Origin of the sequence: Bosea sp. OAE506, from assembly GCF_040546595.1 — a bacterium.
Classification (GTDB): Bacteria; Pseudomonadota; Alphaproteobacteria; order Rhizobiales; family Beijerinckiaceae; genus Allobosea.
On the sequence record NZ_JBEPOB010000001.1, the window covers coordinates 4,505,527 to 4,526,837 of the forward strand.

The window sequence follows — 21,311 nt, forward strand, 5'->3', positions numbered from 1 at the left end:
CTCAGTTCTCCCGCTTCAGGGCGCTCTCGTGCCAGCGCCGCAGCAGCATGTGCGAAATCCAGCTCGTGCAAAGGAAGATTGCGATGCCCGACAGCGAGATCATCAGCAAGGCGGCAAAGACGCGCGGAATCTTGAGCTGATAGCCGGCCTCAAGGATGCGATAGGCCAGCCCCGAGGCACTGCCACCGGTGCCGGCGACGAACTCGGCGACGACCGCGCCGATCAGCGCCAAACCGCCGGAAATCTTCAGCCCGGCCAGGAAATAGGGCAGCGCTGCCGGGAGCTTGAGGTAGCGCATCGTCTGCCAGCGCGTCGCGCCATAGAGCTGGAACAGGTTGACCAGGTTGTGGTCGGCCGAGTTCAGCCCGAGGATCGTGTTCGACAGGATCGGGAAGAAGGCGACGATCCAGGCGCAGATCAGCAGCGCGAGATTTATGTCGCCGGCCCAGATGATGATCAGCGGCGCGATGGCGACGATCGGCGTCACCTGCAGGATCACCGCATAGGGCAACAGCGACATCTCCAGCCATTTCGACTGGGTGAACAGCACGGCGAGCGTGACGCCGACGATCACCGCCGCGGCGAGCGCCATGAAGGTGATCTTCAGCGTGATCCAGAGCGAGCCCGACAGCGTGCCCCAGTCGGAGACGAGGGTCTGGCCGATCAGGAGCGGCCCGGGCAGGATATAGGCCGGGATGCCGTTCCAGCGGACCGCGAACTCCCACAGTGCCAGCGAGAACACGCCGATGGCGATCGGCGCGAGGATGCGCGGCCAGGCACTGGCCGGCAGGCCCAGCAGGCGCGGCTCGGTGACGAAGACCGGGCGCGCCTCGGAGTCGGTGCCGCCATGGGCGGGGGCCGAGGCTTCGATCGATGGCATGCTCATGAGCCGATCGCCTCCTTGAGCTTGCCCGAGACCACCCGGCAGAGATGGGCGTATTCCGGCGAGGTGCGGAAGAGGTCGTCGCGCGGATATGGCGCATCGACGTCGAGATCGGCCATGACGCGGCCGGGTCTCGCCGCCATCACCACGATCCGCTTCGAGAGATAGACGGATTCGAACACCGAATGGGTGACGAAGACCGCGGTGAACTTCTCCTTCCACCACAGCTCGAGCAGATCGTCGTTCAGGCGGTGGCGGGTGATCTCGTCGAGCGCGGCGAAGGGCTCGTCCATCAGCAGGATCTTGGGCCGCAGCACCAGCCCGCGCGCGATCGAGACGCGCATCTTCATGCCGCCGGAGAGTTCGCGGGGATAGGACTTCTCGAAGCCGGTGAGGCCGACCAGCGCCAGCATCGCCGCCGCCCGCTCGCGGGCCTCGCTGGTGCGCACCCCCTTCAGGGTGAGCGGCATCATCACGTTGGCGAGCGCCGTCGCCCAGGGCATCAGCGTCGGGTCCTGGAAGACGAAGCCGAGATCCCGCTGCGGCTCGCCGGACGCGTCATGGACCGTGGTCGGCCACTCGATCGTGCCGCTGGAGGGCGCGCCGAGGCCCGCGATCATCCGCAGCAGCGTCGATTTTCCGCAGCCGGAGGGGCCGAGCAGGCTGACGAACTCGCCATCCCCCAGGCTCAGATTGACGTCGCGCACGGCGAGCGTGCCGTTGCCGAACTGCTTCGAGACATGGCGCACGCAGACCAGGGGCTTGCGACCCTCGGGGCGAACGGCATGGGGAGTGCTCAGAGAGGCCGTGTCCAAAGCCTGATGATCCGCTTCTGCGATGTGAGCCGTCATTCTCGGGCCAGCGAAGCGCAGACCCGAGAATCTCGGTCAGGAGATGCTCGGGTCAAGCCCGAGCATGACGTGTCATCACGCCTTGCCGACGCCCTTGTTGATAAACTCCAGGCTGTAGGCCTTCTTCAGATCGATGCCGGCCGGGAAGACCCCCGCCTCCGTCATCGTCTTGTAGAACGAGCCCCAGCGCGCATCGGTCATGGCGCCGATGCCGAGCGTCGTCGCATCGCCCGAGAGCACGATGCCGTTGGCATTCATCACCTTGACCGCGTAGTCGATCTTCTCCTGATCCATGTCGGGATTGTCCTTCAGGATCTGCGCGTTGGCGGCGGCGACGTCCTGCCCCTTCATGTAGGCGGCCCAGCCTTCGAGCGACGCGGTCACGAAGCGCTGGACCAGGTCCTTCTTCTCCGCGACCATCTTCTGGGAGATGTTGATCGTCGTGTTGTAATTCTCGAAGCCGGCATCGGCGATGAGATGCACCACCGGCGTGACGCCGCCCTGCTTCTGGATGGCGAAGGGCTCCGATGACAGGAAGCCCTGCTGCGAGATCGTCTTGTCGGCCAGGAACGGCGCCATGTTGAAAGTGTAGGGGCGGATCTGCTCGTCGGTGTAGCCGAACTTCGCCTTCAGGAAGGGCCAGTAGCTGGTGCGGCCGGCGGCGCCGACCAGGATCGGCTTGCCCTTCAGCGCGGCGAGCGAGTCGTTGCCGACGCCCGGATGCGAGATGATGACCTGCGGATCCTTCTGGAAGATCGAGGCGATGCAGAGGAAGGGAATGTTCTCCTGCGCATAGCGGATGGCCTCGAAGGAGTTCGACATGATCATGTCGACGCGGCCGCCGAGCAGGAGCTGCGAAGGGTTCTGCTGCGGGCCGCCGGGGCGGATCTCGGCGTCGATGCCGTATTTCTTGTAGATGCCGTTGGCAGCGGCGAGATAGAAGCCGCCATGCTCCGCCTGCGCGCGCCAGTTGGTCTGGTAGGACACCTTGTCGAGCGTCTGCGCGCTCACCCGCGCTCCGGGCACGGCGACCAGCGCCGATCCACCGATCAGGCCGAGCGCACCACGGCGCGTCAGGCGGTACTTCGTCATCGTCATCCCTGTGACCTCCCCTGATAATCCTCGGCTGAACGCCTTGGCTGCGCGCCAGCAAACTGTATGCCATGGCAGGCCGAAAGCCGGAACCGCGACACCGCGTCATCGCGCGCCGGAGCGGGCTTGCCCACAGGCGATCTTCCCAGCCATCCTCGCCCGCGAGGCGCCGGACACCCTGATCCGCCGGCGAGACGGAGACAGAGACATCATGACCGCGCGCTTCTGGGGCGATCTGAAGACCACCGATTTCGCCCGCCTGTCGGCGGAGAGGACCGTCGCCGTCCTGCCGCTGGCGGCAATCGAGCAGCATGGGCCGCATCTGCCGGTGTCGGTCGACACCACGATCATGAACGCGATGCTCGCGGAAGCAATGCCGCTGGTGCCGGCCGGGCTCGATATTCTGGTGTTGCCGACGCTGGCGATCTGCAAGTCCAACGAGCACCTGCATTCGCCGGGCACGCTGACGCTCTCCTGGGAAAGCGCAACGCAGAGCTGGATCGAGATCGGCGAAAGCGTGCGGCGGGCGGGCATCCAAAAGCTGGTGATTCTGACCTCGCATGGCGGCAACATCGACCCGATGAAGGTCGTGGCGCGGGAGCTTCGCGTGCGCCACGGCATGCTGGCGGTGACGACCGCCTGGCGCGCCTTCGGGCTGCCGCCGGGCCTCTTCGCCGACCTCGACGTCAATCACGGCATCCATGCCGGCGACATCGAGACCTCGCTGATGCTCCATTTCAGGCCAGACCTGGTCGATATGGGCCAAGCCGCCGCCTTCAACCCGCTGACGGTCGATATGGCGGCCGAGGGCTACAGCTGGCTGCGGCCGACCGGGCTGCACGCGATGGCCTGGATGGCGCAGGACGTCCATCCGTCGGGCGCCGCGGGCGATGCCTCGCTCGCCACGGCCGAGAAAGGCAAGGCGACCGCCGCCTTCCAGGCCAAGGGGTTCGTCGAGCTGCTGGCGGATGTGGCCCGGTTTCCGCTGGAGCGGTTGTATCAGGGGGTCGGCTAGCCCCCGAGAACTCGCCTTTGGCCTCTGAAGGCCAGGGCTGTATCAAGCGACCTTCTGTGCTCGCTCAACGGTGTCGGGAGCGTGGTCAATGACTTTGAGCAGCGCCCGGGCCGTCCTGTCCAGGCTGCGGCGTCCCTGCTCCCAATCGCGCAGGGTCGCCGGGCTCAGGCCGAACTTGCGGGCAAAGGCCTCCTGGGAGAGGCCCAGCTTCTTGCGAATGGCCGCAACATCGACAGTCTCGACGGTGATTGTCTTGGCGGGCTCTTTGTCGCCTCGCGCGATCGCCACCGCTTCGGTCGCGCTCGCGACCAGGTCCTGTCCGAATGTCGGCATCTCAACGATCTCCTGACTTGGTCGCCTGCCGGTAGGCATCGGCGATTTTCGGCAGTGTCCGGGCAAGGTCATTGCGCTCGGCCTGGCTCAGATTGGCCCGCTTGCCTTTGTCGATCAGAGCCAGAAGGAAGATCGGAACATCGTCGCCGCCGAAGTAGTGGATCGTGCGGTAGCCGCCGCTTTTTCCTTCACCCCAGCCGGCATGGCGCAGCTTGCGCGCGCCGCCGGTCCCAACCAGCAGGTCACCGCCGAGAGGATTGCTCGCAACGGCGACCGCGATATCCTGAATCTCGTCGTCGCCCAGACCAGCCGCCTTGGCCTGCCGTTCGAAAACCGAGGTCAGCAACACGGCCTGCATCTGCCGATACTACGGCAATGCCGTATTGCGCGGCAACTGGAATCGTAGAGGGCGGATTGCCCTACGCCCCCGCTTCACCCTTCGGCGCATAGATGTCCTTGTACTGCTCGCGCAGCAGGTTTTTCTGGACCTTGCCCATTGTGTTGCGCGGCAGGTCGTCGACGATGAAGACCTGCTTGGGCAACTTGAACTTGGCGAGGCGCTGTTCGAGCGTCTGCGCGATCGAGGCGGCGGTGATGGTCGCGCCGGGCTTGACCACCACCACGGCGGTGACGCCCTCGCCGAAATCGCGGTGCGGACAGCCGATGACGGCGCTCTCGATCACGCCCGGCATCTCGTCGATCTCGGTCTCAACCTCCTTCGGGTAGACATTGTAGCCGCCGGTGATGATGAGGTCCTTGCCGCGCCCAACGATGTGGACGTAGCCAGCGGCGTCGATCTTGCCGAGATCCCCGGTGATGAAGAAGCCGTCCGGCTTGAACTCGGCGGCGGTCTTCTCCGGATTGCGCCAGTAGCCCTTGAAGACGTTGGGGCCCTTGACCTCGATCATGCCGATCTCATCGGCGGCCAATCCCTTGCCCGTCTCGGGATCGACGACGCGGGCCGACACGCCCGGCAGCGGATAGCCGACCGTGCCCGCCACCCGATCCCCGTCATAGGGGTTCGAGGTGTTCATGTTGGTCTCGGTCATGCCGTAGCGCTCGAGAATGGCGTGACCGGTGCGCTCGCGCCATTCGCGGTGGGTTTCGGCCAGCAGCGGCGCCGAGCCGGAGACGAAGAGGCGCATATGCTTCGTCGCCTCCTTCGTCAGGCGGGTATCCTGCAGCAGCCGGACATAGAAGGTCGGCACGCCCATCATGCAGGTCGCCTGGGGCAGGTGTTTGAAGACCTGGTCGGGATCGAATTTCGGCAGCAGGATCATCGAGGCGCCGGAGAACAGCACGCAGTTGGTCGCGACGAAGAGGCCGTGCGTGTGGAAGATCGGCAGCGCGTGCAGCAGCACGTCGTCCTTGGTGAAGCGCCAGTAATCGACCAGCGCCAGCGCGTTCGAGGCGAGGTTGTCGTGGCTGAGCATCGCGCCCTTGGAGCGGCCGGTCGTGCCCGACGTGTAGAGGATGGCGGCGAGATCGTCCGCACCCCGTTCGACGTCTGCAAACGCGGTCGAAGCGGCGAGCGCCTTGACGGAGAGCGAGCCGGCGGAGACGTCCGGCGAGCGCCAGACGCCGAGCGTCTCGAGCTTGGCGCCGGCCTTGTCGGCATAGGGCTTCAGGGCGTCGGCCTTCGCCGGATCGCAGACGAAGACGGCGGGCTGCGCGTCGCCGAGGAAATACTCGATCTCGGCCGGTGTATAGGCCGTGTTGAGCGGCAGGAAGATCGCGGCAGCACGCACCGCGCCCAGATAGAGCATCAGCGCTTCGATCGACTTCTCGACCTGCACCGCCACCCGGTCGCCCGGCTGCACCCCGAGCGCGACCAGCGCATTGGCGAAGCGCGAGGAGACATCGACCATGTCGGCATAGGCATACCGCCGGCCGTCATCGAGGAGGGCGAAGGGAGCATCCGGCGCCGGCATCCGAGACCTGACCAAGTCGAACAGGTGGTTGCCCATGATCAGGATCCTTTCAGGCGTAGCCGTCTCGTTTCGCGGCCCCTCGGGACGGGGCCGTTCTCCCATTGGCGTCAGGTGCGTCGCGGGTCAACTCGCTGCCGGCCGCAACAGCTTGCGCACGGCGGCCGAGGCGACGACCGTGTTGCGGGTGGCGAAGGCCTCGTGGTTGGTCTCGATGTCGTCGAGCTCGTAGCGGTAATTGACCATCACGCCATGCGACTCGCGCAGCCCCCGTGCCGACAGGTTGCCGCCGACATTGATGCGCTCCAACCGCGCGCCATTGCCGAGATGGAAACGGGCGACCGGGTCGATCACGCGCCCCGAGGCCGTGCGCGCCCGCAGCATGTAATGCGCCATCATCTGGCCGAGCAGCTTGTCGCGGCGCAGCCGGGTCGCGTCGTCGAGGGAGATCGTCTCCCCGGCCGGGCGAGCCAGCTCCGAGCGCTCCTCGTTCGTCAGGCCGAGATCGCCCGGATCGGCGACGAGGCCCTCGAGCCAGCGCGCAAAGCCCGGCACCGGCGACAGCGTGACGAAGGTCTCGAGCCCCGGCAGCTCGCGCTTCAGATCCTCGGCGACCTGCTTGATCAGGAAATTGCCGAAGGAGATGCCGCGCAGGCCCTCCTGGCAGTTGGAGATCGAATAGAACACCGCCGTCGTCGCCTCGGCCGCGGGCAGCACCTCGCGCTCCCCGCTCAGCACCTCGCCGATGCTGTGCGGGATCGCGCGCGTCAGCGCCACCTCGACGAAGATCAGCGGCTCGTCGACCAGCTGCGGGTGGAAGAAGGCGAAGCAGCGGCGATCCGCCGGCTCCAGCCGGCGGCGCAGATCGTCCCAGCCCTGGATTTCGTGGACAGCCTCGTAGCGGATGATCTTCTCGAGCACATTCGCCGGCGAGCGCCAGTCGATGCGGCGCAGCACGAGGAATCCGCGGTTGAACCAGGAGCCGAAGAGATGCCGGAAATCGGCATCGACGGTCAGCAGATCGCGGTCGCTCTCCATCGCCTCGAACAGGGCCTCGCGCATCCGCACCAGCACATGGGTGCCGCCGGGGGCGAGGTTGAGGCGCCGCAGCAGCTCCTGCCGGCGAGGTTCCGACGCGAGGTGAAGCGCCGAGATCGTGGCCGCGCCGGGCTCGTTGCGATAGGCCTCGATCGCCCGGTCGAGCCGCTCGTGATCGGGCCCGAACCGCTCCTGAAGCATGGCGAAGAAGGCGCGCCGGCCCGGCTTGTCGAGGCGCTCCCAGGCTTCCAGGACCCCTTGCGCCAGCGCCATGCCCGAGGCCTCGCCCCGGCCCGAGAGCAGATCCTCGCAAAGCCGGTCGATCGGCCGGTTACGCTGCCCGATGAAGCGCTCGAAGCCGATCAGCGCCCGGCCGCGATCGGCCACATTGGTCAGCAATTCGCCGAGAAACGCCATGTCGCTGCGGACCTCCCGGGGCCATCATGCCCTGCCGGGCGGCGCGTGCAAGCCCGCCCTCGCACCTTCGGTCTCAGCGCAGCAGGGCCCAGGCCTTCAGGAAGAAGTCGGGCGCGCCGAAATTGCCGGATTTGAGCGCGATCACCATGTCGCGGCCCTGCGCCACCCGGGTCCAGGGCACGCCCGGATCGATCTCCGGGCCAATCTCGAGCAGGCCGATGCCGAGTTCCTGGACGACTGCCCCCGAGGTCTCGCCGCCGGCGACCAGAAGACGGGAGACACCGCCCTCGGCCAGCAGGGCCGCCGTCTGCGCGAAGGCGTGCTCGACCGTCTCGCCGGCCGTCTCGCGACCGAGCTTCTCCTGGATGGTGGCGACCTCGGCGGGATCGTCGCTGGAATAGAGCAGGAAGGGCGTGTCCGCGGCCTGCGCCAGCGCCCAGTCGGCGAGCTTTGCAGCATCTTGCGCACCGGACACCAGCGCCATCGGATCGACCTTCAGCGCCGGGTAGCCGGCCTCGATCGCCTTGGCGATCTGGCCGCGCGTCGCCGTCGAGCAGCTGCCGGAGATGATGCCGGCGCGCCCCTGAGGCGCGGCGAGGCTCGCGGCGATCTCGCGCTCCGGCAGCAGGCCGGCGCGGCGGAAGTTCTGCGGCAGCCCCATCGCGATGCCGGACCCGCCGGTGAGAAGCTTGTGATCGGCGGCCGCCTCGCCCAGCACCATCAGATCGGCGTTGGTGAGCGCGTCGGTCACGACGTAGCGCATGCCCTGGTCGGCCAGTGCAGCGAAGCGGGCTTTCACCGCCCCGGCCCCGGACAGGACGGTGGCGTAATCGACCAGCCCGACCGCGCCCGAGGTCTGTGCACCCATCAGGCGGATCAGGCTCGAATCGCGCATCGGCGTCAGCGGATGGTCCTTCATCGAGCTTTCGTGAAGCGGCACCGCGCCGACGAAGAGATAGCCTTGATAGATCGAGCGGCCATTGGCCGGAAAGGCGGGACAGACGATGGCCAGACCCGCGCCGAGCCGCTGCGCCAGCGCTCCGGCAACGGGCCCGATATTGCCCTGCGCGGTCGAATCGAAGGTCGAGCAGTATTTGAACAGGATCTGCCGTGCGCCCGCGGCCAGCAGTGCCTCGCAGGCGGCGAGCGAATCGGCGACGGCCTCGGCGACGGGGTTGGTGCGCGACTTCAGCGCGACGACGACAGCATCCGCATCCGGCAGCGCCTGGCCCGGGCTGGGAACGCCGATCGTCTGCACCGTGCGCATGCCGCTGCGATTGAGCATCAGCGCCACGTCCGTCGCGCCCGTCATGTCGTCGGCGATCACACCCAGCAGCATCGTCGTTCCTCCATTCGGCTTTGTGCCGGTCTCGTTGCGTGGTCTTGTAGCGGCCCGCTGCCGTCAAGGCGATCCGGAGTGCGCACGGGGCACGCATGCGAGCCCCGACGGCCGACGCTGGCCGCCAAATTGCATGCAGGCGGCCTCCGTAACGGCATGCAATCCGGACGCTGACGCGACGGTGCGGCATCGACGCCGCTGCGAATTTGCATCAGGCTGGTACCAACCGGAACGATCTTCGGCGATCATGACCGCAAACGACAACAGGGGACATCCGATGAAGCTTCTCACCGCCCTGGCCTGCGCCACCGCTCTGACGCTTGCCGCCCTCCCCGCCGTCGCGCAGGCGCCCTCGACCCTGCGGATCGGCCTGCAGGAGGACCCTGACGTGCTCGACCCGCACAAGGCGCGCACCTTCGTCGGCCGGATCGTCTTCAAGGGCCTCTGCGACAAGCTGCTCGACATCACCCCCGATCTTAAGATCGTGCCGCGGTTGGCGACCGAGTGGTCCTTCTCGGCGGACGGGCTGACGCTGACGATGAAGCTGCGCAGCGACGCCAAGTTCCATGACGGCGAGACGTTCGACGCCGAGGCCGCCAAGGCCAATCTCGAGCGCGCCCGCACCCTGCCCGACTCGCTGCGCAAATCCGAGCTCGCTTCGGTCGACAGCATCACCGTCGTCGATCCCACGACGATCGCGCTGAAGCTGAAGCGGCCCGATGCGACGCTGCTCGCCCAGCTGACCGACCGCGCCGGCATGATGCTGGCGCCCAAGACCCTGGCGGGCGATGTCGGCGCCAAGCCGGTCTGCTCGGGCCCCTACAAGTTCGTCGAGCGGGTGCAGAACGACCGCATCGTTCTCGAGCGCTTCAAGGAGCACTGGGAGGCGCAGAACTACCATTTCGACCGGGTGCTCTACCGCTCCATCCCCGACACCACCGTGCGGCTGGCCAATCTGCGCTCGGGCGAGCTCGACATGCTGGAGCGGCTGGCGCCGACCGACGTGAAGTCCGCGCAGGGTGACAGGGCTCTCAAGGTCACCAGCATCGCCAATCTCGGCTACCAGGGCATCACCATCAACACGGGCAATGGCGACGCCGCAAAACAGCCGATGGGGCAGGACAAGCGGGTGCGCCAGGCGCTCTCGCTCTCGATCGACCGCAAGGTGCTGAGCCAGGTCGTGTTCGAGGGGCTCTATGAGCCGATGGTGCAGCCCTTCAACCCCGGCAACAGCTATGTCAGCGCCGACTTCCCGGTGCCGGCGCGCGATGTCGCCAAGGCCAAGGCGCTGCTCAAGGAGGCAGGGCTGACCAAGGTCTCGGTCGAGCTCTTCGTCACCAACAACCCGGTCGACGCCCAGCTTGGCCAGGTCATCCAGGCGATGGCGGCGGAAGCGGGCATCGACATCCAGATCCGCTCGACGGAATTCGCCAGCCAGCTGCGCGACCAGCAGCAGGGCAAGTTCCAGATGAGCCGCATCGGCTGGTCGGGCCGCATCGATCCGGACGGCAACCTGCACCAGTTCGTCACCACCAAGGGCAACCAGAACGACGGGCGCTATTCCAACGCCGAGGTCGACCGGCTGCTCGACGAGGCGCGCACGGTCTATGACGTCGCCGAGCGCAAGAAGCGCTACGACGCGGCGCAGAAGTTCCTGCAGGACGAGCTGCCGATCGTCTATCTCTACAACCAGACGGTCTTCTTCGCGCTGCGCTCCAACATCAGCGGCTTCGTGATCAACCCGGACGGCATGATCCGGCTGTCGGGAATCAAGCGGTCTTGATGATCCACGCCTCGACGAGAGCCTCATGCTCGCGCTGATCGGCCGCCGCGTCCTGATCGCGATCCCGACGCTGTTTCTGGTGTCGCTGTTCGTGTTCGCCCTGCAGCGCGCGCTGCCGGGCGATCCGTTCCTCGTCATCGCCGGCGAGGAACGCGATCCGGAGGTGATCGCGCGGCTGCGCGCGATCTACCGCATGGACGATCCGGTCGTCGTGCAGTTCTTCGCCTGGCTCGGCCAGGTGGTGCAGGGCGATTTCGGCCGCTCGCTGCGCACGGGCGAGCCCGTTCTCGGCCTGATCCTGCAGAAGCTGCCGGTGACGCTGCAACTGGCCGTGGCCTCGATCATCGTCGCCATCGCCATCGGCATTCCCGCCGGTGTGCTCGCAGCACGGCGCAAGGACACGGTCGTCGACTACTCGGCGAGCGCTCTGGCGCTGTCGGGGCTTTCGATCCCGAATTTCTGGCTCGGGATCATGCTGATCCTCGTCGTCTCGGTCGAACTCCGCTGGCTGCCGGCCTCGGGCTACGAGCCGTTCTTCAGCAATCCCATTGGCGCGATCGAGCGGCTGATCATGCCGGCCTTTGTGCTCGGCTCTGGCCTTGCGGCCTTCCTGATGCGGCACACGCGCTCGGCCATGCTGGAGGTGCTGCGCTCGGACTATGTGCGCACCGCCCGCGCCAAGGGCCTCGACGAGGATGCCGTGGTCAACCGGCATGCGCTGCGCAACGCGCTCGTGCCCATCATCACCCTGACGACCATCCTGTTCGGCGAGCTTCTGGGCGGCGCCGTGCTGACCGAGCAGGTCTTCACGATCCCCGGCTTCGGCAAGCTGATCGTCGATGCCGTCTTCAACCGGGACTATGGCGTGGTGCAGGGCGTGGTGCTGTGTACTGCCATCGGCTTCATCCTGATGAACCTGCTGGCCGACGTGCTGTACATCCTCGTCAATCCGCGGCTGAGGGCACAGTGATGACGACCGCAGCCACGGACACGCTCGCGACGCCCCCCGAACTCGCTTTGCGCCCGCGGCCCGGCGTGCTGGCGCGGCTCGCTCGCAACCGCTCGGCCCTGATCGGCGGCGCCATCGTGCTCGCCTTCGTTCTGATGGCGGTGCTGGCGCCGCTGCTGCCGATCGCCGACCCGTTGAAGTCGAACTTCCTCGCCATCCGCAAGCCGCCCTCGGAGCTCTACTGGTTCGGGACAGACGAACTCGGGCGCGACCAGGTCTCGCGCCTGTTCTATGGCGCGCAGGCCTCGCTGCTGGCGGGCATCATCTCGGTGCTGATCGCGCTCGCCGTCGGCGTGCCCTTCGGCCTGCTCGCCGGCTGGTATGGCGGCTGGATCGATGCCGCGATCTCCCGCGTCACCGAGGCGATGCTGGCCTGCCCCTTCCTGATCCTGGCGATCGCCTTCGCGGCCGTGCTCGGCCCGTCCCTGACCAATGCGATGATCGCGATCGGCCTCTCGGCCGTGCCGATCTTCGTGCGCCTGGTGCGCGCGCAAGTGATGAGCGTTAAGGCGGAGGATTTCGTCGAGGGGGCGCGGGCCGTCGGCGCCCGCGATCTGCGGATCGTCGTGCGCCATATCCTGCCCAACATCCTCTCGCCGATCGTGGTGCAGTCGACGCTGTTCATGGCGCAGGCGATCATCCTCGAAGCCGCCCTGTCCTTCCTCGGCCTCGGTCAGCAGCCGCCTGCCCCGTCCTGGGGGCAGATGCTGAACGTCGCCAAGAACTTCATGGACCAGGCGCCGTGGATGTCGGTGGCGCCGGGCGTCTGCATCTTCCTCGCCGTGCTCGGCTTCAACCTGCTCGGCGATGGCTTGCGCGACGTGCTCGACCCGAAGGAGGGGTGAGTTGCTTGCGCCGCGCGCCCCTCATGCCCGGGACGGCGCAGCCGGGCTCGCCTTTTCGCCTTAAGCTCGCGCCCGCCCGGACAGGGCGGACCCGGCCTACACCGCCCGCTCGCCTCGCACCGATTTCGCCTGCACTGGATCCTCCGCATGTTCACGACCCGGCCTGAAATCCTCGGCACCTTCGGTGTCTGCACCTCGACGCACTGGCTCGCCACGGCAACCGGCATGGCGATGCTGGAGAAGGGCGGCAACGCCTTCGACGCCTGCGCCGCGGCCGCCTTCGTGCTGCAGGTCGTCGAGCCGCATCTGGTCGGCCCCGGCGGCGAGATGCCAGCGGTGTTCTATTCGGCCAAGACGAAGAAGGTCGAGGTGATCTGCGGCCAGGGCACGGCGCCGGAAGCCGCGACCATCGACGCCTTCAAGGCGCTCGGGCTCGATCTCGTGCCGGGTTCAGGCCTGCTCGCCGCTGTCGTGCCCGGCGCCTTCGGCGGCTGGATGACGCTGCTGCGCGACCATGGCCTGCTGCCGCTGCGCGAGGTGCTGGAGCCGGCGATCGGCTATTTCGAGAACGGACACCCGATGCTGCCGCGTGTCTCGGACACCATCGCAGGGCTGACCGACCTCTTCACCCATGAATGGCCGACCTCGGGCGAGGTCTATCTGCCGGGCGGGCAGGTGCCGCAGGCCAAGGCTCTGTTCCGCAACAAGGCTGCGGCCGAGACCTACAAGCGCATCCTGAGCGAGGCGGAAGCCGCGGGCGGAAGCCGCGAGAAGCAGATCCAGGCCGCCTATGACGCCTGGTACAAGGGCTTCGTCGCCGAGGCGATCGACTCCTTCTGCCGGACGACTGAGGCGATCGATTCCTCGGGCCGCCGCCACAAGGGCCTGCTCACCGCCGACGACATGGCGCGCTGGCAGCCGACCTACGAGACGCCCGCCAGCGTGACCTATCACGGCTGGGAGGTCTTCAAGATCGGTCCCTGGGGCCAGGGCCCCGTCTTCCTGCAGACGCTGAAGATCCTCGAGGGCATCGACATCGCCGGGATGGGCCCCGACAGCGCCGCCTTCGTCCACCATGTCGCGGAGGCGATGAAGCTCGCCTTCGCCGATCGCGAGGCCTATTACGGCGACCCCGATTTCGTGAAGGTGCCGCTGGCGACGCTGCTCTCGGAGGATTACGCGCGGGGCCGCCGCAACCTGATCACGGACACCGCCTCGCAGGAGTTGAGGCCGGGCATGATCGCCGGATTCGAGGCGCAGGTGGCGCAGGCTCTGGCCGGCGTGCGCTATGCCGGACAGGCCGGCAAGGGCGACGCGACCGTCGGCGAACCGACGACGGCGGCGATGGTGGCCGCCGGGCGGCGTGGCGACACGGTCCATATCGACGTCATCGACAAATGGGGCAACATGATCGCCGCCACTCCCTCGGGCGGCTGGTTCCAGTCCTCCCCGGTGATCCCGGCGCTGGGCTTCCCGCTCAACGCCCGCGCCCAGGCCTTCTTCCTCGACGAGGGGCTGCCCTCGGCGCTGGCACCGTTCAAGCGGCCGCGCACGACGCTGACGCCCTCGCTCGCCTTCGAGAACGGGGAGCCGCGCCTCGTCTTCGGCACGCCGGGCGGCGACCAGCAGGAGCAGTGGCAGCTCGGCCTGTTCCTGCGTCGCGTGCATCACGGGCTGAACCTGCAGGAGGCGATCGACCTGCCGCTGTTCCACACCCAACACTTCCCCTCGACCTTCTATCCGCGCGAGGCCAAGCTCGGCCATCTGGCGGTGGAGGAGAGCATCGGCGAGAGCGTGCTGGCCGACCTGGTCCGCCGCGGCCACAAGCTGGAGCGGGCACCGGCCTGGACGATCGGCCGTCTCACTGCGGCCGAGAAGAGCGCCGACGGTCTCTTGCGCGCAGCCGCGACGCCACGTCTGATGCAGGCCTACGCGGCCGGCCGGTGAGGACAAACGCATGACCTGGTCCATCGTCGCCCGCGATGCCGCCACCGGCGCCTTTGGCGTCGCCGTCTCGACCTGCGCCTTCGCCGTCGGCTCGCGCGTGCCCTATGGCGGCGGCCGCATCGGCGCCATCGCGACCCAGGCCTTCGTCAACCCGCTCTATGGGGTGGACGGCCTGCGCCTGCTCCAGGAGGGGCGCTCGGCGGTCGAGATCATCGCGACGCTGACAGCGGCCGATGAGGGCCGTGCCCATCGGCAGCTCCATGTGATCGACCGCGAGGGCAAGATCGCCGCCTTCACCGGAGCCTCCTGCATCGACTGGTGCGGCGCAGTTGACGGGCCGCAGGTCTCCGTCGCCGGCAACATGCTGAGCGGGCCGGAGGTGATCCAGCAGACGCTGAAGGCCTATATCGCCTCCTCCGCGCTGGATTTCGACGAGCGGCTTCTGGTCGCGCTCGAAGCCGGCGAGAAGGCGGGCGGCGACAAGCGCGGGCGGCAGTCGGCCGCGATCCGGATCTGGTCGGGCGAACCTGTGCCGAGCTTCGACATCCGCGTCGACGACCATGTCGATCCGCTCGCCGAGCTGCGCCGTCTCTGGCGCGTCGCGCATCAGCGCTATGTCCCCTTCCAGCAGGCGTCGCCCTCGCGCTCGCGCCCGGCCGGCGTGACCGACCGCACCGAGCTCGACCGCCTCTGCAGCGATTACGCTGCAGCTTGGAACGCACGGCATCCGGAATAGCTGTTCCAGAGGGAACTTCTGTCCGGCCGCGAGAGGCGCTAAGCTTTCGTAACGTTCGCTCGAGCGGATGAAGCGAGGACGCCGCCATGGCCACTGACAGCGCTGCGCTCGAACGCCGGATCGCCAAGCTCGAGAGCCAGATTGCCGCCCTGACGGCGATGATCTCCGCCACGCCCGGCGGCGCGCTGTCGATCACGGCACCCGGCGGCGTCAGCATCACTGCCGGCGGCGCCTTGACGCTCACGGCGGGGAGCGCCGTCGCCGTGACCGCCGGCAGCAACTTCGCCGTCAGCGCCGCGACGCGGATCAAGCTGGCCGGCGGACAGGAGATCACGCTCGACAGCCGACAGTGCCATGTTCAGGCGACGGTCGATCTCAGCCTCTCCAGCAACCAGTCGATGTCGATCGAGGCCGGCAAGAAGCTTAGCGTGACGGCCGCCGACGAAGCGACGGTGAAGAGCGGCAGCGCCCAGATCGAGCTCAAGAAGGATGGGTCGGTGACGCTGCGGGGGCGCGACATCACCACCACCGCGTCGGGCCGCGTCACCGTCAAGTCGAGCGCCGACATGGTGATGAGAGGCAGCAAGATCGGCCAGAACTGAGCGCGCGGGACAAGGCGGGAGAGGCCTTCGCCTCCCCCGCGCTCCGTCGTTCAGACCAGCTTGCCCCGGGCCGCGACCGGCAATTCGCCCACCAGCCTGTCGCCGCGCACGGTCACCAGACGGTCGACCATGTTGACGACGACGCAGACATGGTTGGGGACCACACGGACGATCTCGCCCACGCCCGGCCGGTCATTGCTCGCCGAGAGATCGAGGAAGCCGTGCTCCTCGGCGAATTTCGCGATGCGGGCGGCCGGGTATTCGAGGATATGGCCGTGGCCGTTCAGCCCGCCGGAATCGCTCGTCAGCGTCTTGGAGCCTGAATCGAGGATGCCGCGCTCGGGGCCGGCGCGGCTGACCACCGTGGCGTAGACGGTCAGCGCGCAGTCCTCCAGGCTCGCCACCCCGGCCGCGACCTGCATGCGGTCGTTGAAGATCGAGGTGCCGGCGCGGTGCTCGGTCGCGCCCTTGAGCTCGCCGATATGGGGAATGTTGGGCGACCCTCCGGTGGAGACGATCGACGCCTCCAGGCCCGCGTCGCGCAGCCCCTGATTGGCGGTGTCGAGGAACACTTGCGTGCGCGCCCAGCCATCCTCGGGCGGATACATCAGGAAGCCGGCGAAGCGCAGACCTTTCGAGCCCGCGATCAGCTTTGCCAGCTCGACCGCCTCGCCGGGTGTCTCGACGCCGGCGCGCTGGCGGCCGGTGTCGCATTCGACGACGACCTCGAGGTCGCGCCCGGCAATCTCCGCCGCCTGGGGCAGGCCGGCGATGGTGACGGGGTTGTCGGCCGCCACGATCATCCGGACCCGGCGCTGGAGATGGCCGAGCCGGCCGAGCTTCTGCTCGCCGAGGATGTTGTAGCTGATCAGGATGTCGTCGATGCCGCCATCGGCCATCACCTCGGCCTCGCCGAGCTTCTGGCAGGTGATGCCGCGCGCGCCGGCCTCGATCTGGAGGCGGGCGAGCTCGGGCGATTTATGCGTCTTGATGTGCGGGCGGTTGGCGACGCCCTTGGCATCGCAGACGGCCTGAAGGCGCGCGATGTTGGCCTCGACCTTGTCGAGATCGATCACCACGGCCGGCGTGCCATATGTGCGGGCGATCTCGTCCTTGAGCGTGTCGTAACGCATCCGATCCTCGGCGAGTGCGCTCACGGCAGCACCTTGATGATGACTTCGATCTCGACCGGCATGTTGCCCGGCAGCGAGCCCATGCCGACGGCCGAGCGGGCATGGCGCCCGTTCTCGCCGAGCACGGCGACGAGCAGGTCCGAGCAGCCATTGATGACCTTGGGCTGGTCGCCATACTCCGGCACGGCATTGACCATCCCGAGCAGCTTGATGACCTCGACCTTGTCGAGCGAGCCGGCCGCCTCCTTCATCGCCGCCAGCAGGCCCAGGCCTGTATTGCGGGCAAAGTCATAGGCCTGCTCGGTGGTGAACTCCTTGCCGACCTTGCCATTGGGGATCGAGCCGTCGGGATTGCGCGGCCCCTGGCCCGAGAGGAAGACGAGGTCGCCGGCCTTCTTGAAGCGCACATAGTTGGCCATCGGCGCCACCATCGCAGGCAGTTCCAGGCCCAGATCCTTCAGTTTCTGCTCGGCGCTCATGGTGTCGTTCGTCCCTCTGCGGTCGTTTCGTGTTCTGGCTGGAGCGCGCGCTCCATATAGCGGGCGGCATCGTCATAGCTGGCGAGCTTCTCCGCAAGGGCAGGCTCATGCACCGCGCGAAAGCCCTGCCGCCGCCAGAAGCCGGACGAGCCTTCGATGGCGACGAGTGCGAGGCAGGAGAGGCCGGCGTCGGCCGCGATCTCCGCCAGCCTCGCGGCGACGACACCCCCGGCCCCGCTGCCGCGTGCCTGTGGCAGGAGCGCGAGATCGTGGATGTAGAAGCAGCCGGCCTGCGACGGCAGTTCGCGCAGCAGACTGTTCAGGGCCGGCGGCGCGGCGCGCTGCCAAGGGTGGGCGATGACATAGCCGATCGGCCCGTCTGCGCCCTCCAGCACGAGGCAGCCTTGCGGAAACAGGCGCAGCCGCTCGGCGAAGACGGTCTCGTCCTCGGGATAGTCCGGATGCACCACGGCCGCGACCGCCAGAACGGCCGGCAGGTCGGTCGCGGTCATCGGGCGCCAGAGCACGCTTTGCAACAGATTGTCCCTTTGTCATTCCGGGGCGAGCCGCAGGCTCGAACCCGGAATGACACGATGGGGCCGGCTCAGCCCGCGACCTTCCTGAACTTGTTCGTCCGCTTCGGATGCCACCAGGCGCCCTTGAGCACGACGCCCTCGGAGAGGATCTTGCGGTCGCCGGTCATGTGCTCGCCGGTGACGTCGGCATAGTCGAACTTGCCTTCCTTCACCGTCAGGATCGTCGCGTCGCCGAGCGAGCCGACCTTGAGCGAACCGTATTCCGGGCGCTTCAGCGCCATGGCCGCGTTCACGGTCGAGGCGGCGATGACGTCGTTCAGGCTCATCCCCATCAGCAGGAACTTCGACATGGTCGTGACCTGGTCATAAGCCGGGCCGTCGATGCAGAGCTTGTGGACGTCCGAGGAGATCACGTCCGGCTGGAAGCCGTTGGCGAGCATGGCGCGCGTCGTCTTGAAGGAGAACGAGCCCTTGCCATGGCCGATGTCGAAGATGACGCCGCGCTTGCGGGCGGCCGCGACCTCGGGCTTGACCGTGCCCTGTGCGGTGCAGGGCGCGTTCGGGAAGGGGCGGAAGGCGTGGGTCAGGACGTCGCCCGGCCGCAGCATGTTCACCACCTCCTCATAGGAGGGCGGCGGATGGTCGATATGGCACATCAGGGGCATGCCGACTTCGTTGGCGACCTGCAGCGCGACGTTGAGCGGGGCGGTGCCCTGGTCGCCCGAGGCGTGCAGTCCGACGCGGACCTTGATGCCGACGATGAGGTCGCGGTTCTTGTCGGCGACCTCGGCGCAGTCGACCGGGTTCATCATCGCCATGTCGCGGCTCTCGCCGACCATGACGCGGTGGTCGAAGCCGTAGATGCCGGCGTGGCTGACATGGAGATAGGCGAGGATTCGGGCCTGGCTCCGCTCGATGACGTGCTTGCGGAAGCCTGGCCAGTTGCCCGGCCCGGCCGAGCCGGTGTCGACCGAGGTGGTGACGCCCGAGGCCCGGCAGAACTCGTCGGCGTCGATGCCCAGCGACGTGCCGCCCCAATAGACATGGGTGTGCAGGTCGATCAGGCCGGGCGTGACGATGTAGCCGGAGACGTCGCGGATCTCCTTGGCGCCCTTGAGATCCTTGCCGAAGCCCGAGACCTTGCCGTCTGTGAAGGCGACATCGAGGATGCCGTCATGCTTCTGCGAGGGGTCGATGACGCGACCGCCCTTGAGGATGAGATCGTGGGTCATTGAGCTTCCCCGCCCGTTACTTGGATTTCAAAACAGAATGTTGGTGTTGAGAGCGCGGCCGAGCGGCGACCGTCTATGGCGCGGCATCGGGTCGAGCGCTCACGCCGGCTCGACCGCGCCCTTGCGCTCGACGAGCAGGCCATAGGCCTGGGGCTCGCGATGCCGGGCGAAGTTGAAGGTCGAGGCCTTGTAGCTCTTGCCGAGATCCATGTCGCAGCGGGCGACGACCAGCTCGTCCCCCTCCGTCACCGCCTGGGCAACAACCTCGCCGGTGGGGGCGATGATGCAGGATCCGCCGATCTGGTCGACGCCGGCTTCCACACCCGCCTTAGCGACGCCGACCACCCAGGTGGCGTTCTGGTAGGCACCGGCCTGCATGACGAGCTGGTTGTGGAAGTTGCCGAGCCGGTCGTGGTCTGGCGCGGGCGGATTGTGCTTGGGCGTGTTGTAGCCGAGCAGGATCAGCTCGACATTCTGCAGCCCCATGGTGCGGTAGCTCTCGGGCCAGCGGCGATCGTTGCAGATCATCATGCCAATATTGGCGCCCATGCTGCGCCAGACCGGCCAGCCGAGATCGCCGGTCTCGAAATAGCGCTTTTCGAGATTCTGGAACGGCGCCTCGGGGTGGTGCTCCGGATGCCCCGGCAGATGGATCTTGCGGTACTTGCCGACGATGGCGCCGGACTTGTCGACCAGGATCGCCGTGTTGAAGCGGCGCTTGCGGCCGCCCTCATGAGCCAGCTCGCAATAGCCAAGATGGAAGCCGATGCCGAGGCGCTTGGCCTCCTCGAAGAGCGGCGCCGTCTCGTTCCCGGGCATCGCGCTCTCGAAATGGCTGTCGATCTCGTCCTCGTTCTCGATCCACCAATGCGGAAAGAAGGCGGTCAGGGCCGCCTCCGGATAGACGACGAGATCGGCGCCATGGCCCTTGGCCTGACGCATCAGGTCGATCATGCGGGCGACGGCGGAGGCGCGGCTCTCGTCGCGCTGGATCGGGCCGAGCTGGGCTGCGGCGAGGGTGAGAAGGCGGCTCATCGCAGTGTGCCCATTGAAAGAGCCGGAGCGGAGGCGGCGGCCGCGACGTCGGAAGGGTCAGGCATGGGCTCACGCTCGGCTGTCAGGCGCCGCAATGCTGCGGCGTGGTCCGGTCCCGGGCGCCGGCGCCCGGGACAAATGTCGGGCCCGGGCCCGCGTTGCCGGCCTCAGAGGGCCTTGGCGAGACGCGGGTCGAGCGAGTCGCGCAGGCCGTCGCCCAGCAGGTTCACCGCCAGCACGGTGATCGAGAGGAAGATCGCCGGGAACAGGATGATGTGCGGCTTCACCTGCCAGAGCGCGCGGCCCTCGGCCATGATGTTGCCCCAGGAGGGCGTCGCAGGCGGAATGCCGGCGCCGATGAAGGAGAGGATCGCTTCGATGATCATGGCGCTGGCGCAGATATAGGTCGCCTGCACGCTCATCGGCGCGAAGGTGTTGGGCAGGATGTGGCGCAGGATGATGCGGGGGGTGCGGGCGCCGTTGGAGATCGCCGCCTCGACATAGGGCTGCTCGCGCAGCGACAGCACGACGCCGCGCACGAGCCGCGCCACACGCGGGATTTCGGCGATGGTGATGGCGATGATGACGTTTTGGATCGAACCCCGGGTCAGCGCCATCAGCGCGATGGCGAGCAGGATGGGCGGGATCGACATCATGCCGTCGATGATGCGCATGACGATGCCGTCAGCCCAGCGCACGAAGCCCGCGAAGAGGCCGATCGTCAGGCCGATGACCGAAGACAGGATGGCGACGCTGAAGCCCACCACGAGCGAGACGCGCGCGCCGTAGACGACGCGGGAATAGATGTCCCGGCCGAGCATGTCCGTGCCGAACCAGTAGAGCTCGGAGGGCACGCGCGTACGCCGCGAGGTGGCGATGGCAGTGGGGTCCACCGTCCAGAGCAGCGGCGCGAAGAGGCCGATCAGCGCCATCAGCACAAGCAGCGAGCCGCCGATCGCCACTGCGGGGTGGCGGCGCAGATAGCGACGGAAGCGCTTGAAACGCCCCAGCCGCGGGGCGACCGCAGGCTCCGGAGCCGCCGCCAGCGCGGCGGGGGCCGGAATCGAGCTTTGCATCG

Annotated in this window: 21 protein-coding genes; 7 read left to right on the forward strand and 14 right to left on the reverse strand. The window is 67.5% G+C overall.

The window, feature by feature from the left end:
• Nucleotide 1 precedes the first annotated feature (1 nt).
• The 3 genes from ABIE41_RS21915 to ABIE41_RS21925 all read right to left on the reverse strand — a co-directional run bounded on the left by ABIE41_RS21915 (nt 2) and on the right by ABIE41_RS21925 (nt 2,832).
• Nucleotides 2–886, reverse strand: coding sequence for an ABC transporter permease (locus tag ABIE41_RS21915; RefSeq protein WP_354193086.1), 885 nt, complete (start codon nt 884–886; stop codon nt 2–4).
• Nucleotides 883–1,698: an ABC transporter ATP-binding protein gene (locus ABIE41_RS21920; protein ID WP_354193088.1), complete on the reverse strand. Its 816-nt coding sequence runs from the start codon at nt 1,696–1,698 to the stop codon at nt 883–885. The genes ABIE41_RS21915 and ABIE41_RS21920 overlap by 4 nt, the downstream gene beginning before the upstream one ends.
• Nucleotides 1,699–1,809: 111 nt before the next feature.
• Complete coding sequence (locus ABIE41_RS21925; RefSeq protein ID WP_354193090.1) at nt 1,810–2,832, reverse strand: ABC transporter substrate-binding protein; 1,023 nt, start codon at nt 2,830–2,832, stop codon at nt 1,810–1,812.
• Between the two features lie 205 nt (nt 2,833–3,037).
• On the opposite strand from ABIE41_RS21925, the gene ABIE41_RS21930 reads away from it, so the two are divergent.
• Complete coding sequence (locus tag ABIE41_RS21930; protein WP_192642339.1) at nt 3,038–3,841, forward strand: creatininase family protein; 804 nt, start codon at nt 3,038–3,040, stop codon at nt 3,839–3,841.
• A gap of 42 nt (nt 3,842–3,883) precedes the next feature.
• On the opposite strand, the gene ABIE41_RS21935 is transcribed toward ABIE41_RS21930, so the two are convergent.
• The 5 genes from ABIE41_RS21935 to otnK all read right to left on the reverse strand — a co-directional run bounded on the left by ABIE41_RS21935 (nt 3,884) and on the right by otnK (nt 8,896).
• On the reverse strand, nt 3,884–4,174 hold the full coding sequence (locus tag ABIE41_RS21935) for a helix-turn-helix domain-containing protein (protein ID WP_192642340.1): 291 nt from the start codon (nt 4,172–4,174) through the stop codon (nt 3,884–3,886).
• Nucleotide 4,175: 1 nt separating this feature from the next.
• A complete protein-coding gene (locus ABIE41_RS21940) occupies nt 4,176–4,532 on the reverse strand; it encodes a type II toxin-antitoxin system RelE/ParE family toxin (RefSeq protein ID WP_192642341.1) in 357 nt (118 codons plus the stop codon).
• Nucleotides 4,533–4,593: 61 nt separating this feature from the next.
• The gene (locus ABIE41_RS21945; RefSeq protein ID WP_465247124.1) at nt 4,594–6,105 is read right to left on the reverse strand and encodes a malonate--CoA ligase; all 1,512 of its coding nucleotides are present in this window, start codon (nt 6,103–6,105) and stop codon (nt 4,594–4,596) included.
• Between the two features lie 123 nt (nt 6,106–6,228).
• Nucleotides 6,229–7,557: a malonyl-CoA decarboxylase gene (locus ABIE41_RS21950; RefSeq protein ID WP_192642343.1), complete on the reverse strand. Its 1,329-nt coding sequence runs from the start codon at nt 7,555–7,557 to the stop codon at nt 6,229–6,231.
• Between the two features lie 73 nt (nt 7,558–7,630).
• The gene (gene otnK / locus ABIE41_RS21955; RefSeq protein WP_192642344.1) at nt 7,631–8,896 is read right to left on the reverse strand and encodes a 3-oxo-tetronate kinase; all 1,266 of its coding nucleotides are present in this window, start codon (nt 8,894–8,896) and stop codon (nt 7,631–7,633) included.
• Between the two features lie 277 nt (nt 8,897–9,173).
• Here otnK and ABIE41_RS21960 point away from each other — a divergent pair, with 277 nt between their 5' ends.
• From ABIE41_RS21960 to ABIE41_RS21985, 6 genes are all read left to right on the forward strand, one after another.
• Nucleotides 9,174–10,679: an ABC transporter substrate-binding protein gene (locus ABIE41_RS21960; RefSeq protein ID WP_192642345.1), complete on the forward strand. Its 1,506-nt coding sequence runs from the start codon at nt 9,174–9,176 to the stop codon at nt 10,677–10,679.
• A 25-nt stretch (nt 10,680–10,704) separates the two neighbouring features.
• Nucleotides 10,705–11,649, forward strand: coding sequence for an ABC transporter permease (locus ABIE41_RS21965; RefSeq protein ID WP_192642346.1), 945 nt, complete (start codon nt 10,705–10,707; stop codon nt 11,647–11,649).
• Nucleotides 11,649–12,533, forward strand: a complete 885-nt coding sequence (locus tag ABIE41_RS21970) for an ABC transporter permease (RefSeq protein ID WP_192642347.1) — start codon at nt 11,649–11,651, stop codon at nt 12,531–12,533. Before ABIE41_RS21965 ends, ABIE41_RS21970 begins: the two co-directional genes overlap by 1 nt.
• Nucleotides 12,534–12,680: 147 nt before the next feature.
• Nucleotides 12,681–14,480 (forward strand): gamma-glutamyltransferase family protein, encoded by a 1,800-nt coding sequence (locus ABIE41_RS21975; protein ID WP_192642348.1) that lies wholly within the window; start codon nt 12,681–12,683, stop codon nt 14,478–14,480.
• Between the two features lie 10 nt (nt 14,481–14,490).
• Nucleotides 14,491–15,216 carry a DUF1028 domain-containing protein gene (locus ABIE41_RS21980; RefSeq protein ID WP_192642349.1) on the forward strand — a complete coding sequence of 242 codons (726 nt, stop codon included), beginning with the start codon at nt 14,491–14,493 and terminating at the stop codon, nt 15,214–15,216.
• An 86-nt stretch (nt 15,217–15,302) separates the two neighbouring features.
• On the forward strand, nt 15,303–15,818 hold the full coding sequence (locus tag ABIE41_RS21985; protein ID WP_192642350.1) for a DUF2345 domain-containing protein: 516 nt from the start codon (nt 15,303–15,305) through the stop codon (nt 15,816–15,818).
• Between the two features lie 50 nt (nt 15,819–15,868).
• Here the strand turns inward: ABIE41_RS21985 and ABIE41_RS21990 are convergent, their stop codons facing one another.
• The 6 genes from ABIE41_RS21990 to ABIE41_RS22015 all read right to left on the reverse strand — a co-directional run bounded on the left by ABIE41_RS21990 (nt 15,869) and on the right by ABIE41_RS22015 (nt 21,309).
• On the reverse strand, nt 15,869–16,951 hold the full coding sequence (locus ABIE41_RS21990) for a D-TA family PLP-dependent enzyme (RefSeq protein ID WP_192642912.1): 1,083 nt from the start codon (nt 16,949–16,951) through the stop codon (nt 15,869–15,871).
• A gap of 20 nt (nt 16,952–16,971) precedes the next feature.
• Complete coding sequence (locus ABIE41_RS21995) at nt 16,972–17,430, reverse strand: RidA family protein (RefSeq protein ID WP_192642351.1); 459 nt, start codon at nt 17,428–17,430, stop codon at nt 16,972–16,974.
• A complete protein-coding gene (locus ABIE41_RS22000) occupies nt 17,427–17,957 on the reverse strand; it encodes a GNAT family N-acetyltransferase (RefSeq protein WP_354193525.1) in 531 nt (176 codons plus the stop codon). Before ABIE41_RS22000 ends, ABIE41_RS21995 begins: the two co-directional genes overlap by 4 nt.
• Before the next feature lie 77 nt (nt 17,958–18,034).
• Complete coding sequence (locus ABIE41_RS22005) at nt 18,035–19,198, reverse strand: amidohydrolase/deacetylase family metallohydrolase (protein WP_192642352.1); 1,164 nt, start codon at nt 19,196–19,198, stop codon at nt 18,035–18,037.
• Nucleotides 19,199–19,297: 99 nt separating this feature from the next.
• Nucleotides 19,298–20,233 (reverse strand): N-carbamoyl-D-amino-acid hydrolase, encoded by a 936-nt coding sequence (locus ABIE41_RS22010; protein ID WP_192642353.1) that lies wholly within the window; start codon nt 20,231–20,233, stop codon nt 19,298–19,300.
• 167 nt (nt 20,234–20,400) lie between these two features.
• Nucleotides 20,401–21,309, reverse strand: coding sequence for an ABC transporter permease (locus ABIE41_RS22015; protein WP_192642354.1), 909 nt, complete (start codon nt 21,307–21,309; stop codon nt 20,401–20,403).
• Nucleotides 21,310–21,311 lie beyond the last annotated feature (2 nt).

What these genes read in the sequence shown, in the direction of transcription:
- ABIE41_RS21915 (WP_354193086.1), bottom strand. Translation starts at nt 886, where the DNA reads ATGAGCATGCCATCGATCGAAGCCTCGGCCCCCGCCCATGGCGGCACC.
- ABIE41_RS21925 (WP_354193090.1), bottom strand. Translation starts at nt 2,832, where the DNA reads ATGACGATGACGAAGTACCGCCTGACGCGCCGTGGTGCGCTCGGCCTG.
- ABIE41_RS21930 (WP_192642339.1), top strand. Translation starts at nt 3,038, where the DNA reads ATGACCGCGCGCTTCTGGGGCGATCTGAAGACCACCGATTTCGCCCGC.
- ABIE41_RS21935 (WP_192642340.1), bottom strand. Translation starts at nt 4,174, where the DNA reads ATGCCGACATTCGGACAGGACCTGGTCGCGAGCGCGACCGAAGCGGTG.
- ABIE41_RS21940 (WP_192642341.1), bottom strand. Translation starts at nt 4,532, where the DNA reads ATGCAGGCCGTGTTGCTGACCTCGGTTTTCGAACGGCAGGCCAAGGCG.
- ABIE41_RS21945 (WP_465247124.1), bottom strand. Translation starts at nt 6,105, where the DNA reads ATGCCGGCGCCGGATGCTCCCTTCGCCCTCCTCGATGACGGCCGGCGG.
- ABIE41_RS21950 (WP_192642343.1), bottom strand. Translation starts at nt 7,557, where the DNA reads ATGGCGTTTCTCGGCGAATTGCTGACCAATGTGGCCGATCGCGGCCGG.
- otnK (WP_192642344.1), bottom strand. Translation starts at nt 8,896, where the DNA reads ATGCTGCTGGGTGTGATCGCCGACGACATGACGGGCGCGACGGACGTG.
- ABIE41_RS21960 (WP_192642345.1), top strand. Translation starts at nt 9,174, where the DNA reads ATGAAGCTTCTCACCGCCCTGGCCTGCGCCACCGCTCTGACGCTTGCC.
- ABIE41_RS21965 (WP_192642346.1), top strand. Translation starts at nt 10,705, where the DNA reads ATGCTCGCGCTGATCGGCCGCCGCGTCCTGATCGCGATCCCGACGCTG.
- ABIE41_RS21970 (WP_192642347.1), top strand. Translation starts at nt 11,649, where the DNA reads ATGACGACCGCAGCCACGGACACGCTCGCGACGCCCCCCGAACTCGCT.
- ABIE41_RS21975 (WP_192642348.1), top strand. Translation starts at nt 12,681, where the DNA reads ATGTTCACGACCCGGCCTGAAATCCTCGGCACCTTCGGTGTCTGCACC.
- ABIE41_RS21980 (WP_192642349.1), top strand. Translation starts at nt 14,491, where the DNA reads ATGACCTGGTCCATCGTCGCCCGCGATGCCGCCACCGGCGCCTTTGGC.
- ABIE41_RS21985 (WP_192642350.1), top strand. Translation starts at nt 15,303, where the DNA reads ATGGCCACTGACAGCGCTGCGCTCGAACGCCGGATCGCCAAGCTCGAG.
- ABIE41_RS21990 (WP_192642912.1), bottom strand. Translation starts at nt 16,951, where the DNA reads ATGCGTTACGACACGCTCAAGGACGAGATCGCCCGCACATATGGCACG.
- ABIE41_RS21995 (WP_192642351.1), bottom strand. Translation starts at nt 17,430, where the DNA reads ATGAGCGCCGAGCAGAAACTGAAGGATCTGGGCCTGGAACTGCCTGCG.
- ABIE41_RS22005 (WP_192642352.1), bottom strand. Translation starts at nt 19,198, where the DNA reads ATGACCCACGATCTCATCCTCAAGGGCGGTCGCGTCATCGACCCCTCG.
- ABIE41_RS22010 (WP_192642353.1), bottom strand. Translation starts at nt 20,233, where the DNA reads ATGAGCCGCCTTCTCACCCTCGCCGCAGCCCAGCTCGGCCCGATCCAG.
- ABIE41_RS22015 (WP_192642354.1), bottom strand. Translation starts at nt 21,309, where the DNA reads ATGCAAAGCTCGATTCCGGCCCCCGCCGCGCTGGCGGCGGCTCCGGAG.